This is a genomic window from Actinomadura pelletieri DSM 43383 (genome assembly GCF_003634705.1).
In the GTDB taxonomy this organism is placed as follows: Bacteria; Actinomycetota; Actinomycetes; order Streptosporangiales; family Streptosporangiaceae; genus Spirillospora; species Spirillospora pelletieri.
Genome location: NZ_RBWU01000003.1, coordinates 309,074 through 324,121, shown reverse-complemented (window position 1 = coordinate 324,121; position 15,048 = coordinate 309,074). Strand labels below are relative to the sequence as shown.

Here is a 15,048-nt window from a genome sequence, read left to right as displayed (position 1 = left end):
GGCCGGCGCGAAGAGAGGGGCCCTGCCCGTCAGGGAACAGCCCGTCGAGAAGCAGCCCGCCAAGAAGCAACCCGCCGAGAAGAAGCCCGCCGGGAACACGGCACGCGGGACGGGGCCGGCCGCGAGCCCGTCCGCGAAACCGGCCGGACGCGGCCCCGCGAAGCCGGCGGTCACCGGCGAGGCGGGCCGGGGGAAGCCCGGCGGCCGGGCCGCGGCGAAGGCGGCGGAGCTGCCGGTCCGCGAGGGCGAGCACCAGTGGACGTCCGCCGAGCTCGCGGAGGTCCGGGCCGGGTTGCAGGAGCAGATCGAGGCCCTGCGGGCGGAGATCGCCGCGTCCACGAGCCAGATCGCCGAGGGCGACACCAGCGACGGCGCGGGCGACGACCAGGCCGACGCGGGCGCGAAGACCTACGAGCGCGAGCATGAGCTCGCGCTGACCTACAATTCACAGGACCTGCTCGCCCAGATCGAGCGGGCCGTCCAGCGAATGGACACCGGCACGTACGGAATCTGCGAGTCGTGCACCCGGCCGATCGGCAAGGCGCGCCTTCAGGTCTTCCCGCGTGCGACCCTGTGTGTGACATGCAAACAACGCGAGGAACGTCGCTGAGCGACTCAACGAACCCAGAGGGCGGGGCCGAGGAATCCATGGGATCTCCTCGGCCGCGCCGCGTCGGCGTGCTGGTCGCCGTGGCGCTGACCGCGCTGACCGCCGACATCGTGTCCAAGTCCGTCGTCGTGGCGACGCTCCAGGGCGAGGAGCCGATCCGGCTGCTCGGCGGGCTGCTGACGCTGCGCGAGACCCGTAACAGCGGCGCCGCCTTCTCCATCGGCACCGGCTACACGGTCATCTTCACGCTGATCGCGCTCGGTGTGGTGCTGGCGATCCTGCGCACCGCCCGCAACCTGCGCAGCCTGCCGTGGGCGATCTGTCTGGGCCTGCTGCTCGGCGGCGCGTGCGGCAACCTCACCGACCGGCTGACGCGGGAGCCCGCGCCCCTGAAGGGCCATGTCGTCGACTGGATCCAGGTGCCGCAGTTCCCGGTGTTCAACCTGGCCGACTCGGCGATCGTCTGCGGCGGTGTCCTCGCCGTCCTGCTGGCGGCGCGCGGCCTCCAGATCGACGGTACGCGCCTCGACGACAAGGACGACGACGCCGGGGAACCGGACGCCAAGGCCGAAGCCGAATCCGAGCCCGGGGCCGAGCCCGCGGCCAAGCCCGCACCGGAGCCCGAGCCCGAGGAGAAGTCGTGATGGGTGACGTGCGGAGCCTGCCCGTCCCGGACGGGCTGGAGGGGGAGCGCGTCGACGCGGCCCTGGCGCGGCTGTTCGGACTGTCCCGCGGCATCGCCGCCGACATCATCGCCGCCGGCGACGTCCTGCTGGACGGCGCGGAGGTCGTCACCAAGTCGGAGCGGCTGCACGCGGGCGCCTGGCTGGAGGTGACGCTTCCCCCGCCGCCCGCGCCCCCCGCGCCGGTCGCCGAACCGGTCCCCGGAATGGGCGTGCTGTACGAGGACGCCGACATCGTCGTGGTGAACAAACCGGTCGGCGTCGCGGCCCATCCCACGACCGGCTGGACGGGCCCGACGGTCCTCGGCGGGCTGCTCGGCGCCGGGCACACGATCGCGACCGGCGGCGCGGCGGAGCGGCAGGGCATCGTGCACCGGCTGGACGCCAACACCACCGGCGCGATGGTGGTGGCGAAGAGCGAGGTCGCCTACTCGGGGCTGAAGCGGGCGTTCAAGGAACGCCGTGTCGACAAGCGCTACCAGGCGCTCGTCCAGGGGCATCCCGACCCGTTCCGGGGGACGGTCGACGCGCCCATCGACCGGCATCCGGCCGGCGACGGACGGTTCGCGGTCGTGGCGGGCGGCAGGCCCTCGGTGACGCACTACGACACCGTCGAGGCGTTCCGGGCGGCGACGCTCCTCGACATCGACCTGGAGACGGGCCGCACCCACCAGATCAGGGTGCACATGTCCGCGATCAAGCATCCGTGCGTCGGTGACCTGGCCTACGGCGCCGACCCGACCCTGTCGGCGCGGCTCGGTCTGCGGCGGCAGTGGCTGCACGCCATGCGGCTCGGCTTCGAGCACCCGGGCAGCGGCGAGTGGGTGCAGTTCGAGAGCCCGTACCCGGACGACCTCGCCCGCGCGCTGGAGATCGTCCAGTCGGAGTCCTGACGGCGACCGCGGGCGGTCAGAGACCGCGTCAGTGGTCCGGTCGGAGGTCGGGTCGGAGGTCGGGTCAGAGGCCGAGCAGGCGCAGCCCGGCGGCGACGCCCGCCGCGACGCCCAACACCACCAGGAACGGGGCGCGCAGCGCGAGCGCGACGGCGGCCGTGCCGAGGCCGGCCAGGCGCGCCGCGTCGAACTCCAGGCTCCTGCCGTCCGCGAACGCCTGGACGGCGATCAGCGCGGTCAGCAGCGCCACCGGGACGAGTTCGGTGAACCGCCGCACCCGGGGATCGTCCAGGACACGCCGCGGGGTGACCAGCCCGCCGAGCTTCAGCGCGTAACAGCCGAGCCCGGTGGCGATCACCGCGATCCAGGTGCTCATGACCTCTCCGTCCGGCCGATCAGGGCGGGCAGTGCCGCGACGGCGGCCAGCATGACCGGCACACCGGGCGGCAGCAGCGGGGTCGCCGCGATCGCGATCACGGCCGCCGCCGCCGCGACCCGCACCTGGCTCGCCCCGGAGGTGAGCCGCGGCCACACCAGCCCGAGGAACGCGGCGGGGCCGAGCACGTCCAGCCCGACGACATCGGGGTCGCCGAGCCGGGCCGCGCCCGCGGCGCCGAGCAGCGTGGTGGCGTTCCAGGCCAGGTAGAGGCTCACCGCCGTGGCGTAGAACCCGGCGCGGGCCGCCGCGCGCCCGCGCTGCGCGGTCGCCACGGCGGTCGTCTCGTCGATGACGACGTGCGCGGTGAGGAGCCGCCGCCAGCCGCGGACGCCCAGCGTGTCCGCCAGCCGCATCCCGTACAGGGCGTTGCGGCCGCCGAGCAGCACCGCGCCGAGCGACCCGGCGACCAGCCCGCCGCCGCCTCCGACCACCCCCGCCAGCGCGAACTGGGACGCGCCGGTGAACGCCAGCAGGCTCAGCACGCACGCCTGCGCGACGGTCAGGCCCGCGGTGACCGCCGCCGCGCCGAACGCGGGCCCGGACACGCCCACGGCGATCCCGACGCCCACCCCGTCCCGCACGGCGGCCCTGCGCGCGCCGCCGTCCGGCGTGTCGACCTCCTCGGTCTCGATGACGCTCATGCTCCCGACGGTAGGGCCGCGGCCGTCCCGCGATCTTGAACGTTCTTGCACCGGGTCGCTCGGTCAGTGCGGTCGGCGGGCGTCGGCGGCGTCGAGACCGGCCTCGATGACCGCGGTCATGATCCGGGCGAGCCGCTCGGGGCCGAGGGACGGGGCGTGCACGGCCATCGCCTCGACGATCTGCCGTTCGCGGGCGGGATCGCGTCCGGCGAAACCGCCGACCGGCTTGAGCCGCTGGACGACGGCCGCGACCGCGGCACGGCGCTCCAGCAGGGCGGCGAGCGCGGCGTCGAGACCGTCGATCGCGGTCCGGGCCTCGCCGAGCGTGGTGATGGACTCGGCGGACGGCAGCGGGACGCGCAGCTCACCGGTTTCGCCGGACCGGCCGCAGGCCGGACAGGACGCGGTGGGCTCGGCGGAGTCGATGACCTGGTCGTGCATGGCGGTTCCCTCTCGTGCGGCGGCCGGCCGCGCAGGGGAGTCCGTGCCCGGGGCCGCTCCGATCAACAGAAAAGGCAGAACCCGAGAAGGGCTCTGCCTGGCCGGCTCCGGGTCGTCGCTTCAGGTCGCGGCGTCGGCGGGCTCATCCGGAGCCGGCCGCGTAAACCTGAAATAGCGACGTTCCACGGACCCGATCGTATGTCGGGACGCCGGGTGCCCGTCAAACCGTGGACGGATCATCTCGCCGATTGAGACATTCCCGATAGGATGTCCCGTCATGGGGGACGAGGTCGCGCACTATTTCCGGCATCCGGCGCTACCGGAGGTCGACCTGCTGCGGGCGCGTTACGTCACCCACCGGTTCGCCCGCCACACCCATGACGGGTACGTGTTCGGCGTCATCGACGCGGGCGTGGAGGAGTTCGAACACCCCGGCGGCGTGCAGCGCGCCGGGCCCGGATCGGTCGTCGTGGTCAATCCCGGCGTCGTCCACGGCGGGCACGCGGGCGCGCCGGAGGGCTGGGCGTACCAGGTGATCTACCCGCCGGTCGACGTCGTCGCGGACGTGGCCGCCGACCTGGCCGCCGACCGGATCGCGCGGACCGGCACGCCCGTGTTCCCGGCCCCCGTCCTCGACGACCCGGCCGTCGCCGGTCTGCTGCGGGCCGTCCACCGGGCCGGGGAGAAGGGCGACGCGCTGGCGGCGTCCACTCTGCTGCGGACGACCCTGGCGCGGCTGCTCACCCGGCACGCCCACGGGCTCCGGGTGAGGGGCGGCCCCATCGGCATGCCGCGCGCCGTCCGCGAGGCCCGTGACATCCTGCACGCGAACCTCCTCGACCCGCCGTCGCTGGAGCAGTTGGCGGAGGCCGTCGGCACCCGCCCGTTCCCGCTGTTGCGGGCGTTCCGCGACAGCGTCGGCCTGCCGCCGCACGCCTACCTGAACCAGGTGCGCGTACGGGAGGCGCGCGTTCTGCTGGACACCGGTCTGCGGCCCGCCGAGGTCGCGGCCCGCACCGGTTTCGCCGACCAGGCCCACCTGACCCGGCATTTCAAGCGCACCCTCGGTGTGCCGCCGGGTGCCTACCGTAGTGCCCGGACGATTGGGCGCGTCGGGGCGCGTGGGACACGAGAAGCGAGTTAGGCTCTCATTCACCGCGTCGTCCCGGCCCCCGCCGAGACGACGATCTTCCCCCGGGACCGATGATCGCGATCACGTGCCGCCCAGGTACGTGGGCGGTCGCATGCGACAAGTAGGAGGCGCAGCGGGCATGGCCGACTCTTTCGTTCATCTGCACGTGCATACCGAGTACTCCATGCTCGATGGAGCCGCCCGGTTGAAGCAGATGTTCGACGAGGTCGGGCGGCAGAAGATGCCCGCCATCGCCATGACCGACCACGGCAACATGCACGGCGCCTACGACTTCCACAAGCAGGCGACGGCGGCCGGGGTCACCCCGATCATCGGGATCGAGGCGTACATGGCGCCCGAGTCCCGGTTCCACAAGAAGAAGGTCCAGTGGGGCGAGCCGAGCCAGAAGCGCGACGACGTCTCCGGCGGCGGCCTCATCAACCACATGACGCTGTGGGCGCGGAACAAGGCGGGCCTGCACAACCTGTTCAAGCTGTCCAGCCGCGCCTACACCGAGGGCTTCGTCTTCAAGTACGCCCGGATGGACGAGGAACTCCTCGCCGAGCACGCCGACGGGATCATGGCGACGACCGGCTGCCCGTCCGGGAAGGTGCAGACCCGGCTGCGGCTCGGCCAGTTCGACGAGGCGCTCAAGGCCGCCGCGACGTTCCAGGACATCCTCGGCAAGGAGAACTACTTCCTGGAGCTGATGGACCACGGGTTGGAGATCGAACGCCGGGTCCGTGACGGCCTGATCGAGATCAGCAAGAAGCTGAACATCCCGCCCGTCGTCACCAACGACTCCCACTACACGCACGAGTCGGAGGCCACCGCGCACGACGCGCTCCTGTGCGTGCAGGTCGGCAAGCAGCTCGCCGACCCCGACCGGTTCAGGTTCGACGGCTCCGGCTACTACCTGAAGACGGCCGAGGAGATGCGCGCCATCGACTCGTCCGACATCTGGGCCGAGGGCTGCCGCAACACCCTCCTCATCGCCGAGCGGGTCGAGCCCGAGGGGATGTTCGAGTACCGGGACCTCAGCCCCCGCTTCCCCGTCCCCGAGGGCGAGACGGAGGAGTCCTGGTTCCGCAAGGAGGTCTGGAAGGGGCTGGAGCGCCGCTTCCCGGACGGCCTGCCCGACGGGTACAAGGAGCAGGCCGAGTACGAGATGGGCGTCATCCTCGGCAAGGGGTACCCGTCCTACTTCCTCGTCGTCGCCGACTTCATCATGTGGGCCAAGGAGAACGGCATCCTCGTCGGCCCCGGCCGCGGCAGCGCCGCCGGATCGCTGATCGCCTACGCGATGGGCATCACCGACCTCGACCCGATCCCACACGGGCTGATCTTCGAGCGGTTCCTGAACCCCGAGCGCGCGTCGATGCCCGACATCGACATCGACTTCCCTGAAGATCGGCGCGCCGAGGTCATCAAGTACACGACGGAGAAGTGGGGCGCCGACAAGGTCTCCTTCATCGCCACGTTCGGCACCATCAAGGCGAAGGCCGCCATCAAGGACGCGGGCCGCGTCCTCGGCTTCCCGTACGCGCTCGGCGACCGCATCTCCAAGGCGTTCCCGCCCGCCGTCATGGGCAAGGACATCCCGCTGTCGGGCATCTTCGACGACAAGCACCCCCGCCACGGCGAGGCGGGCGAGCTGCGCAAGCTGTACGAGGAAGAGACCGACGTCAAGCAGATCATGGACCTGGCGCAGGGTCTGGAGGGCCTGATCCGCCAGACCGGCGTGCACGCCGCCGGGGTGATCATGTCCGGTGAGACGATCACCGACCATATCCCGATCATGCGCCGGGACGCCGACGGCGCGATCATCACGCAGTTCGACTATCCGACCTGCGAGTCGCTCGGCCTGCTGAAGATGGACTTCCTGGGCCTGCGGAACCTGACGATCATCGACGACGCGCTGCGCGGCATCAAGAAGAACAAGGGCGTCGAGGTCGACCTGCTCGCCCTTCCGCTGGACGACCAGCCCACCTACGACCTGCTCGCCCGCGGCGACACCCTCGGCGTGTTCCAGTTCGACGGCGGCCCGATGCGCTCGCTGCTGCGGCTGATGAAGCCCGACAACTTCGAGGACATCTCCGCCGTCGGCGCCCTGTATCGGCCCGGCCCGATGGGCGCCAACTCCCACACCAACTACGCGCTGCGCAAGAACGGCCAGCAGGAGATCACCCCGATCCATCCTGAGCTGGAGGAGCCGCTCAAGGAGATCCTCGACACCACCTACGGCCTGATCGTCTATCAGGAGCAGGTGATGGCGATCGCGCAGAAGGTGGCGGGCTACACGCTCGGCAAAGCGGATCTGCTCCGCCGCGTCATGGGCAAGAAGAAGAAGGCCGAGCTGGACGCCCAGTTCGTCGGCTTCGAACAGGGGATGCTCGACAACGGCTTCTCCAAGGAGGCCGTCAAGACCCTGTGGGACATCCTCGTCCCGTTCTCCGACTACGCCTTCAACAAGGCGCACTCCGCCGCGTACGGCCTGGTGTCCTACTGGACGGCCTACCTGAAGGCGAACTACCCCGCCGAGTACATGGCGGGGCTGCTCACGTCCGTCGGCGACGACAAGGACAAGAGCGCCCTCTACCTGTCGGAGTGCCGCCGGATGGGCCTGAAGGTCCTGCCGCCGGACGTCAACACCTCCGAGGCCGACTTCACCCCGCTGGGCGACACCGAGATCCGGTTCGGGCTGTCGGCGGTCCGCAACGTCGGCGCCAACGTCGTGGACGGCATCGTCGCCGCCCGCAGGGAGAAGGGCGCCTACACCGACTTCAACGACTTCCTCAACAAGGTCCCGCCGATCGTGTGCAACAAGCGGGTCGTGGAGTCGCTCATCAAGGCGGGCGCGTTCGACGAGCTCGGCCACCAACGCAAGGCGCTGCTGATGGTGCACGAGCAGGCCATCGACTCGGTCATCGACATCAAGCGCAAGGAGGCCGTCGGCCAGGACTCCCTCTTCGGCGCGCTGGAGGACGACGGCGCCGACGACGCGTTCGCCGTCGCCATCCCCGAGGGCGAGGAGTGGGACAAGACCACCCTGCTCGCCTTCGAACGCGAGATGCTCGGCCTGTACGTCTCCGACCATCCGCTCCTCGGCGTGGAGCACATCCTGGAACGCGAGGCCGACTCCACCATCGCGGCCCTGAACGAGGGGGAGCGCCCCGACGGCCAGGTCGTGGTGCTCGCCGGGCTCCTGTCGGGCCTGCAGCGGAAGGTGACCAAGCAGGGCAACTCGTGGGCCATGTTCCAGCTGGAGGACCTCGGCGGCTCCATCGAGGTGATGTGCTTCCCGTCGTCCTACCAGCTGTGCTCCACGCTCCTCGCCGAGGACGCGATCCTCGTCGTCAAGGGCCGTCTGGACCGCCGCGAGGACGTCGCGAAGATCATCGCGATGGAGGTCACCCAGCCCGACCTGACCATCACCGACGCGACCGGGCCGTTCGCGGTCACGATGCCGCTCGGCCGGTGCACCCCGCCGACGGTGTCCCGGCTCAAGGAGGTCCTGATCACCCACCCAGGCTCCGCCGAGGTGCACCTGCACGTCCAGAACGGGCCCCGCACGACCGTCGTCCGTCTGGACGACCGGCTCCGCGTGGCACCCTCACCCGCCCTGATGGGCGACCTGAAACAGCTTCTCGGCCCCTCCTGCCTGGGCTGACCGGGACGCCGAACCGGTAGGGCGCGGCAGGGCGCCAGGAGCCCGGCCGGGCCGGGGGCGATCAGGAGCCCAGGGCGGCGGGGGTCAGCTCGGACTGCCAGCCGACGAAGCGGCCGAGGCCGTCGAAGCGGGCGCGGGCGGTGCCGCCGCCGGGCGGGAACGCCTCGGTCAGCAGGTCGGTCTGCCGATACGGGACGCGGTGGTGGGACAGGAACCCGGCGAGGGTCAGGCGCGGCTCGTGCGGGAACAGGCTCGTCGCGTTCGCCAGGAGGCGGGGGACGGGTACGGGATCCCAGCGGGCGACCGGGGCCTGCGGGTCGTCCACATGCAGGTAGGCGGAGCCGCCGTCGTATCCGGCGCCGATGTACCCGCCGCCGCCGAGGACGCCGCCCGCCGCCATCGCGATCAGTTCGCCGCCGTGCCCGGCGGGGCCGTCGTACCAGGACAGGTCGACCTCGGGGGTGGTGAACTCGGTGACGCCGAGGCGTTCGCCGACCGCCCGGACGGCGAGGGTGGCGGCGGCCGCGGGATGCGCGGCGCCGAACTGCGGGTTGGCCCAGCCCCACAGCCAGGTGCGCTCGCGCGCGGCGTAGCTGCCGAGCAGCGAGACCCGGACCGTGACGCCGCCGCTGGAGTAGGTGCGGGCGGTCAGGTCGGCGCTCCAGTCCTCGCGCGGCAGGAACTCGGCGAGCGTCTCCTGCTGCTGCAGGACGACGGCCGCCAGCGCGGCGCCGAGGCGTTCGAACGCGGGGCTGAATCCGGACATGTCGGGCACATTATCCCAGGGGTCGAGGCGCTCGTGGGGCGTATTCGGACAGGCTAGGCTTTCGCTGTCAGAGGACTTCCAACGAGGAGCGTACGAGGTGCGGGAACCCACCGGCAGGCTCTCGGCGGCGAGGTTCTTGATCGTTGGGACGGTGACGGCCGTCATCATCGCGCTGACGGGCCCGCTGGTGGGAGTGCTGTGGGCCAAGTCCATCCCCGAGGTCATGTACGTCATAGTCCAAGGTGAGCCTTTGCTTGCCGATCCGGAAGGCCAGGGGCCCATCGGCATCGACGCGCGGTTCGCCGTCCTCGCCCTGGTCGCCGGGCTGCTGTCCGGGGTGGCCGCCTACCTGGCGGGCGGTCGCGGCAACGACATGGCGCTGCTGCTGGGGCTGGCCGTGGGCGGTGGGGCCGCCGCGGTCCTCGCCTGGCGGACCGGCCACATGATCGGGCTCGGGGAGTTCCAGGACGCGGCCCGGACGGCCCGCGACGGCACCCGGGTGGCCGGGGTCGCCGACCTGCGCGCCCGGGGCGTCCTCGTCTTCTGGGCGCTGGCCGCGGTCGCCGTGTACGGGCTGCTGGAGCTGGTCGTCCGGCGGCTACCCTCGGCCGATCGAGGCGAGCCGCGCGCCGGTGAGGCGGACGAGGTCGGCGGGGACGAGTTCGATCTGGAGTCCGCGCCTGCCGGCCGAGACGTAGACGGTCGCGAGGTCTGACACCGACGCGTCGATCACGGTCGGCAGCCGCCTGCGCTGCCCGAGCGGGCTGATCCCGCCGACGACGTACCCGGTGGCGCGTTCGGCGTCGCGCGGCTCGGCCATCCGCGCCCGCTTGCCGCCCGTCGCCGCCGCGAGGGCCTTCAGGTCCAGGCTGGACGACACCGGGACGACACCGACGGTGAGCCGCCCGTCGACCTCGGCGAGCAGCGTCTTGAACAGCCGGTCGTGGGAGACTCCGAGCGCGTCGGCGGCGGCCTTCCCGTACGACTCGGCGTCCGGGTCGGGCTCGTAGGCGTGCAGGGTGAACTCGATCTTCGCCTTGGCGGCGGCGTTGGTCGCCGGGGTGCCGCCCTTCCGGGTGCCGCTCATGGGAGCAGTCTGCCGTGCCCGGTCAGTTGGGGTGGAACGACCCGTCCAGGAACTGCCCCGCGGGGATCATGGGCAGCACGTCCAGGATGCGGTTCTCCCTGGCCAGCAGGTCGCCCTCGCACTCCAGCCGCAGCGCCGCGTCCTCGCACTCCAGCAGCCGCTGTTTCTCGTGCCCGTCCAGCACGAGCGACGCGGCGATCACATAGGACAGCGCGACCGGGTCGTCCGGCGGATCGCCCTTCTCGAACGAACCGGCGCCCGCGGTGGCCAGCCGCCGCCGGTACAGCCGGAACAGGCGCCGCACGCGCAGCGCCGCGGGTTCCGGGTCGGGGCCCGGCTCCTCGGGGAGGTACTCCACCTCGCCCTGCAGGTAGGGCCGTGAGCGGTCCAGCTCCTTCAGCCGGAAGCGGCGGGCGCCGACCGTCACGACGTCGTACCGGCCGTCCGGATGGCGCCGGGCGTCCCGCAGCTCGGCGACGCAGCCGATCTCGGCGAGGCGGTGCGCGGAGCCCTCGCCGACCTCGTGGCCGAGTTCGATGCCGACGACGCCGAAGCCGCGCGGCTCGGGGCGTTCCAGCAGGTCGCCGATCATGCTGAGATAGCGGTCCTCGAACAGGTGCAGCGGCAGCATCAGGCCGGGGAACAGCACGGTGCCCAGCGGAAACAGGGCGAGCCGCTCCGTCACTGTCTCTCCCACGTCGTGGGCGCCGCCGGGAAGCGCCCTTCCGCGACAGCCTACGTCCTCTCCGATGATCTTGGTAAGGGGTGATTTTTCACAGTGTGAAGCGGAAGTCACCGCACGGTGGCGTCGGCGCATGAGGATGCTCGTCGTGGACGCCTTCGCCGACCGTCCCTCGGGACTCCGTAGACTGGACGGGTGATTTCCCGTATTGACCTGCGCGGCTCGCTGCCCGGCGACCTGCGCTCCGTGCTGCCCCGCGCCGAACTCGACGTCGAGGCCGCCCTTGAGAAGGTGCGGCCCATCTGCGAGGACGTGCGCCATCGCGGCTCGGTCGCCGTGCGGGAGCACACCAAGGCCTTCGACGGGGTCGAGTCGGAGACCGTCCGTGTTCCGGCCGCCGAACTCGACCGGGCCCTGGCGGGCCTCGACCCGGCCGTCCGGGACGCGCTGGAGGAGTGCGTCCGCCGCGCCCGCGCCGTGCACCGCGCGCAGCGCCGCACCGACGTCACCACGCAGGTCGTGCCCGGAGGAACCGTCACCGAACGGTGGATCCCGGTCGGGCGCGTCGGCCTGTACGTGCCGGGCGGGCGGGCCGTGTACCCGTCGAGCGTGGTGATGAACGTCGTCCCGGCGCAGGAGGCGGGCGTCGGGTCGCTCGCCGTCACCTCGCCTCCGCAGCGCGAGCACGGCGGGCTGCCGCACCCGACGATCCTGGCGGCGTGCGCGCTGCTCGGCGTGGACGAGGTGTACGCGGCCGGCGGCGCGCAGGCGATCGCGATGTTCGCCCACGGCACCGAGGAATGCCCCCGCGCCGACCTGGTGACCGGGCCCGGCAACGTGTACGTCGCCGCCGCGAAACGGCTGCTGAAGGGCGTGATCGGCATCGACGCCGAGGCGGGGCCGACCGAGATCGCGGTGCTCGCGGACGCGACGGCGAGCCCGGTGGACGTCGCCGCCGACCTGATCAGCCAGGCCGAGCACGACACGCTCGCCGCGGCCGTCCTCGTCACCGACTCGGTGCGTCTGGCCGACGAGGTGGAGACCGAACTGAAGGCGCAGGTCGCCCGGACCAGGCACCACGAGCGGATCACCGAGGCGCTCGCCGGCCGCCAGTCCGGCATCGTGCTCGTCGACGACGTCGAGGCCGGGCTGAAGGTCGTGGACGCCTACGCCGCCGAGCACCTGGAGATCCAGACCGCCGACGCCGCCGCCGTCGCCGCCCGGGTCCGCAACGCCGGGGCGATCTTCGTGGGACGGCACGCGCCGGTGTCGCTCGGCGACTATCTGGCCGGGTCGAACCACGTCCTGCCGACCGGTGGGTGCGCCTGCCACTCCTCGGGCCTGTCGGTCCAGTCGTTCCTGCGCGGCGTGCACGTCGTCGAGTACGACCGGGACGCGCTCGCCGAGGCGACCGCCCGCGTGGTCGCGCTCGCCGAGGCCGAGGACCTGCCCGCCCACGGCGCCGCCCTGAAGGCGCGCTTCGACTGGGAGATCCCGTCGTGACCTCGCTCGACGATCTGCCGCTGCGGGACGACCTGCGCGGTCGTGAACCCTACGGCGCGCCGCAGCTGGACGTCCCGTACGCGCTGAACACCAACGAGAACCCGTACCCGCCGTCCGAGCGGCTCGTGAAGGCCCTCGGCGAGGCCGTCATGGACGTCGCCGGAACCCTGAACCGCTACCCCGACCGGAACGCCGTCGCGCTCCGCGAGGACCTCGCCGCGTTCCTCAACGGCGACACCCCGGGCGCGAACCTCACCGCCGCGCGGGTGTGGGCCGCGAACGGCTCCAACGAGATCCTCCAGCAGATCCTGCTGGCCTTCGGCGGGGCGGGCCGCACCGCGCTCGGCTTCGAACCGTCCTACTCGATGCACCCGATCATCACCGGGGTCTCGGGGACCCGGTGGATCGACGCCCACCGCGACGAGGACTTCGGCCTCGACCCGGACCGCGCCGTCGCCGCCGTCGAGGAGCACCGTCCCGACATCGTGTTCCTCACCTCGCCGAACAACCCGACCGGCACCGCGCTTCCGCTGGAGGCGATCGAGGCGGTGCTGCGGGTCGCGCCGGGCATGGTCGTCGTCGACGAGGCGTACGCGGAGTTCCGCCGCGCGGAAACGCCGTCCGCGCTGACGTTGCTCGACGGGCACCCCAGGCTGATCGTCACCCGGACGATGTCCAAGGCGTTCGCGATGGCGGGAACCCGGCTCGGATACCTGGCCGCCGACCCCGCCGTCGTCGACGCGCTGCTGCTCGTCCGGCTGCCGTACCACCTGTCGGCCGTCACCCAGGCGGTGGCGCGCACGGCCCTCGCGCACGGCGACGAGCTGCTCGGCGGCGTCGAGGCGCTGCGCCGGGAACGCGACGACCTGGTCACGTGGCTGCGCGCCGAGGGCCTGCGGGTCGCCGACTCCGACGCCAACTTCGTCCTGTTCGGAACGTTCGACGACCGCCGGAAGGTCTGGGAGGCCCTTCTCGACCGCGGGGTCCTGATCCGCGAGGTCGGGCCGCCCGCGTGGCTGCGGGTCAGCGTCGGCACCCCGGAGGAGATGGCCGCGTTCCGCACGGCCCTGAGAACGGCCCTGACAGAAGCACCGAAGGAGAGTCTGTGACGCGCAAGGGACGAGTCGAGCGGGGGACGGGGGAGACCCAGGTCCTCGTCGAGATCGACCTGGACGGGACCGGACGGGTCGACGTCGCGACCGGCGTGGGGTTCTTCGACCACATGCTGGCCCAGCTCGGCAAGCACGGGTCGTTCGACCTGACCGTCAAGACCACCGGCGACCTGCACATCGACAGCCACCACACGATCGAGGACACCGCGATCGCGCTCGGCCAGGCGTTCCGGGAGGCGCTCGGCGACAAGGTCGGCATCCGCCGCTTCGCCGACGCGTCGGTCCCGCTGGACGAGGCGCTCGCGCAGGTCACCGTGGACGTGTCCGGGCGCCCCTACCTGGTGCACACCGAGCCCGCCGGCATGGCCCCGATGATCGGCCCCGAGTACGACACCACGATGACCCGGCACGTGTTCGAGTCGTTCGTGTCGAACGCCCGGGTCGCGCTGCACGTCCACGTTCCGTACGGGCGCAACGCGCACCACATCGTCGAGGCCCAGTTCAAGGCCCTGGCCCGCGCGCTGCGCGACGCGGTGGCGTTCGACCCGAAGGTGCACGGCATCCCGTCCACCAAGGGGGCCCTGTAGCCGTGGACATCGGCGGCCTGCACTTCACCTACGGCAATGTCGCGGTCTTCGCGGTGGCGGTGTTCCTGCTGGCGGGCGTGTACAGCTTCGTCAAGCAGGGCCTCAAGATCGCCGCGCTGATCGTGCTCGTCCTCGCCGCGCTCGTGTTCACCGGGGGCGTGATGTGGCTGTGAACGTCGTCGTCCTGGACTACGGGTCCGGGAACCTGCGCTCGGCCGAACGCGCCGTCGCCCGCGCGGGCGCGGACGTGACCGTCACCGCCGACTGGGACGCCGCGCTCGCCGCGGACGGCCTGGTCGTCCCCGGTGTCGGCGCGTTCGCGGCGTGCATGGCGGGGCTGCGCGCGGTCCGCGGCGACCAGATCATCGGCCGCCGGCTCGCCGGTGGACGACCGGTCCTCGGCATCTGCGTCGGCATGCAGATCCTGTTCTCCAAGGGCATCGAGCACGGTGTCACCACGGAGGGCTGCGGGGAGTGGCCGGGCACGGTCGACCGCCTGAACGCCCCGGTCGTCCCGCACATGGGCTGGAACACCGTGGACGTCCCCGACGGCTCGGTCCTGTTCCGCGGCGTGCAGGACGAGCGGTTCTACTTCGTCCACTCCTACGCGGCGCGCGGTTGGGAACTGGAGCCGGACCGGTCCGAGGTGATCGCCGCGCCACTGGTCACCTGGGCCGAGCACGGCGACCGATTCGTCGCCGCCGTGGAGAACGGCCCGCTGTGCGCCACCCAGTTCCATCCGGAGAAGTCCGGGGACGCGGGCACGGCCGTCCTGCGCAACTGGCTGACCACGCTCGGCTGA

At 72.0% G+C, this 15,048-nt stretch carries 17 protein-coding genes; 11 read left to right on the top strand and 6 right to left on the bottom strand.

All coding sequences use genetic code 11. The annotated features are described in order from the left end of the window. Positions 1–229: 229 nt before the first annotated feature. Genes BZB76_RS35870 through BZB76_RS14660 form a run of 3 tightly spaced genes read left to right on the top strand, consistent with a single transcriptional unit; the run spans position 230 to position 2,186 of the window. Complete coding sequence (locus BZB76_RS35870) at positions 230–610, top strand: TraR/DksA family transcriptional regulator (protein ID WP_246007021.1); 381 nt, start codon at positions 230–232, stop codon at positions 608–610. Positions 611–648: 38 nt separating this feature from the next. Further along, complete coding sequence (locus tag BZB76_RS14665) at positions 649–1,254, top strand: signal peptidase II (protein ID WP_211343017.1); 606 nt, start codon at positions 649–651, stop codon at positions 1,252–1,254. Beyond that, entirely contained in the window at positions 1,254–2,186 is a 933-nt protein-coding gene (locus tag BZB76_RS14660) for an RluA family pseudouridine synthase (RefSeq protein WP_121434925.1), read from the top strand. Before BZB76_RS14665 ends, BZB76_RS14660 begins: the two co-directional genes overlap by 1 nt. 64 nt (positions 2,187–2,250) lie before the next feature. Here the strand turns inward: BZB76_RS14660 and BZB76_RS14655 are convergent, their stop codons facing one another. The 3 genes from BZB76_RS14655 to BZB76_RS14645 form a co-directional block, all read right to left on the bottom strand. Beyond that, entirely contained in the window at positions 2,251–2,562 is a 312-nt protein-coding gene (locus BZB76_RS14655; RefSeq protein ID WP_121434924.1) for an AzlD domain-containing protein, read from the bottom strand. Further along, the gene (locus tag BZB76_RS14650) at positions 2,559–3,266 is read right to left on the bottom strand and encodes an AzlC family ABC transporter permease (RefSeq protein WP_121434923.1); all 708 of its coding nucleotides are present in this window, start codon (positions 3,264–3,266) and stop codon (positions 2,559–2,561) included. Before BZB76_RS14650 ends, BZB76_RS14655 begins: the two co-directional genes overlap by 4 nt. Positions 3,267–3,329: 63 nt before the next feature. Next, entirely contained in the window at positions 3,330–3,707 is a 378-nt protein-coding gene (locus tag BZB76_RS14645) for a chorismate mutase (RefSeq protein WP_121434922.1), read from the bottom strand. 277 nt (positions 3,708–3,984) lie between these two features. On the opposite strand from BZB76_RS14645, the gene BZB76_RS14640 reads away from it, so the two are divergent. Further along, positions 3,985–4,851: an AraC family transcriptional regulator gene (locus BZB76_RS14640; RefSeq protein WP_121434921.1), complete on the top strand. Its 867-nt coding sequence runs from the start codon at positions 3,985–3,987 to the stop codon at positions 4,849–4,851. A 127-nt stretch (positions 4,852–4,978) separates the two neighbouring features. Then, entirely contained in the window at positions 4,979–8,509 is a 3,531-nt protein-coding gene (dnaE, locus tag BZB76_RS14635) for a DNA polymerase III subunit alpha (RefSeq protein ID WP_121434920.1), read from the top strand. 61 nt (positions 8,510–8,570) lie between these two features. On the opposite strand, the gene BZB76_RS14630 is transcribed toward dnaE, so the two are convergent. Continuing rightward, on the bottom strand, positions 8,571–9,275 hold the full coding sequence (locus BZB76_RS14630; protein WP_121434919.1) for a DUF6882 domain-containing protein: 705 nt from the start codon (positions 9,273–9,275) through the stop codon (positions 8,571–8,573). A 97-nt stretch (positions 9,276–9,372) separates the two neighbouring features. Here BZB76_RS14630 and BZB76_RS14625 point away from each other — a divergent pair, with 97 nt between their 5' ends. Then, positions 9,373–9,990 carry a hypothetical protein gene (locus BZB76_RS14625; protein WP_211343016.1) on the top strand — a complete coding sequence of 206 codons (618 nt, stop codon included), beginning with the start codon at positions 9,373–9,375 and terminating at the stop codon, positions 9,988–9,990. Here BZB76_RS14625 and ybaK read toward each other — a convergent pair. Continuing rightward, entirely contained in the window at positions 9,874–10,362 is a 489-nt protein-coding gene (gene ybaK / locus BZB76_RS14620; protein WP_121434918.1) for a Cys-tRNA(Pro) deacylase, read from the bottom strand. The genes BZB76_RS14625 and ybaK overlap by 117 nt on opposite strands. A 22-nt stretch (positions 10,363–10,384) precedes the next feature. Then, positions 10,385–11,047, bottom strand: coding sequence for an LON peptidase substrate-binding domain-containing protein (locus BZB76_RS14615; RefSeq protein ID WP_121434917.1), 663 nt, complete (start codon positions 11,045–11,047; stop codon positions 10,385–10,387). Positions 11,048–11,239: 192 nt separating this feature from the next. Between BZB76_RS14615 and hisD the strand changes: the two genes are divergently transcribed. From hisD to hisH, 5 genes are read left to right on the top strand one after another with little or no spacing between them, the layout of a single operon-like run. Further along, positions 11,240–12,547: a histidinol dehydrogenase gene (hisD, locus tag BZB76_RS14610; protein ID WP_121434916.1), complete on the top strand. Its 1,308-nt coding sequence runs from the start codon at positions 11,240–11,242 to the stop codon at positions 12,545–12,547. Further along, a complete protein-coding gene (locus tag BZB76_RS14605; protein ID WP_121434915.1) occupies positions 12,544–13,656 on the top strand; it encodes a histidinol-phosphate transaminase in 1,113 nt (370 codons plus the stop codon). The genes hisD and BZB76_RS14605 overlap by 4 nt, the downstream gene beginning before the upstream one ends. After that, positions 13,653–14,246: an imidazoleglycerol-phosphate dehydratase HisB gene (gene hisB / locus BZB76_RS14600; RefSeq protein ID WP_117399144.1), complete on the top strand. Its 594-nt coding sequence runs from the start codon at positions 13,653–13,655 to the stop codon at positions 14,244–14,246. The genes BZB76_RS14605 and hisB overlap by 4 nt, the downstream gene beginning before the upstream one ends. Positions 14,247–14,248: 2 nt before the next feature. After that, complete coding sequence (locus tag BZB76_RS34780; protein WP_170180637.1) at positions 14,249–14,419, top strand: hypothetical protein; 171 nt, start codon at positions 14,249–14,251, stop codon at positions 14,417–14,419. Continuing rightward, complete coding sequence (gene hisH / locus BZB76_RS14595; protein WP_121434914.1) at positions 14,410–15,048, top strand: imidazole glycerol phosphate synthase subunit HisH; 639 nt, start codon at positions 14,410–14,412, stop codon at positions 15,046–15,048. The genes BZB76_RS34780 and hisH overlap by 10 nt, the downstream gene beginning before the upstream one ends.

Excerpts from the sequence above, each read along its gene's own strand:
- BZB76_RS14655 (WP_121434924.1), bottom strand. The coding sequence starts at position 2,562 with ATGAGCACCTGGATCGCGGTGATCGCCACCGGGCTCGGCTGTTACGCG.
- BZB76_RS14660 (WP_121434925.1), top strand. The coding sequence starts at position 1,254 with ATGGGTGACGTGCGGAGCCTGCCCGTCCCGGACGGGCTGGAGGGGGAG.
- BZB76_RS14650 (WP_121434923.1), bottom strand. The coding sequence starts at position 3,266 with ATGAGCGTCATCGAGACCGAGGAGGTCGACACGCCGGACGGCGGCGCG.
- BZB76_RS14630 (WP_121434919.1), bottom strand. The coding sequence starts at position 9,275 with ATGTCCGGATTCAGCCCCGCGTTCGAACGCCTCGGCGCCGCGCTGGCG.
- BZB76_RS14665 (WP_211343017.1), top strand. The coding sequence starts at position 649 with ATGGGATCTCCTCGGCCGCGCCGCGTCGGCGTGCTGGTCGCCGTGGCG.
- dnaE (WP_121434920.1), top strand. The coding sequence starts at position 4,979 with ATGGCCGACTCTTTCGTTCATCTGCACGTGCATACCGAGTACTCCATG.
- BZB76_RS14645 (WP_121434922.1), bottom strand. The coding sequence starts at position 3,707 with ATGCACGACCAGGTCATCGACTCCGCCGAGCCCACCGCGTCCTGTCCG.
- ybaK (WP_121434918.1), bottom strand. The coding sequence starts at position 10,362 with ATGAGCGGCACCCGGAAGGGCGGCACCCCGGCGACCAACGCCGCCGCC.
- BZB76_RS14640 (WP_121434921.1), top strand. The coding sequence starts at position 3,985 with ATGGGGGACGAGGTCGCGCACTATTTCCGGCATCCGGCGCTACCGGAG.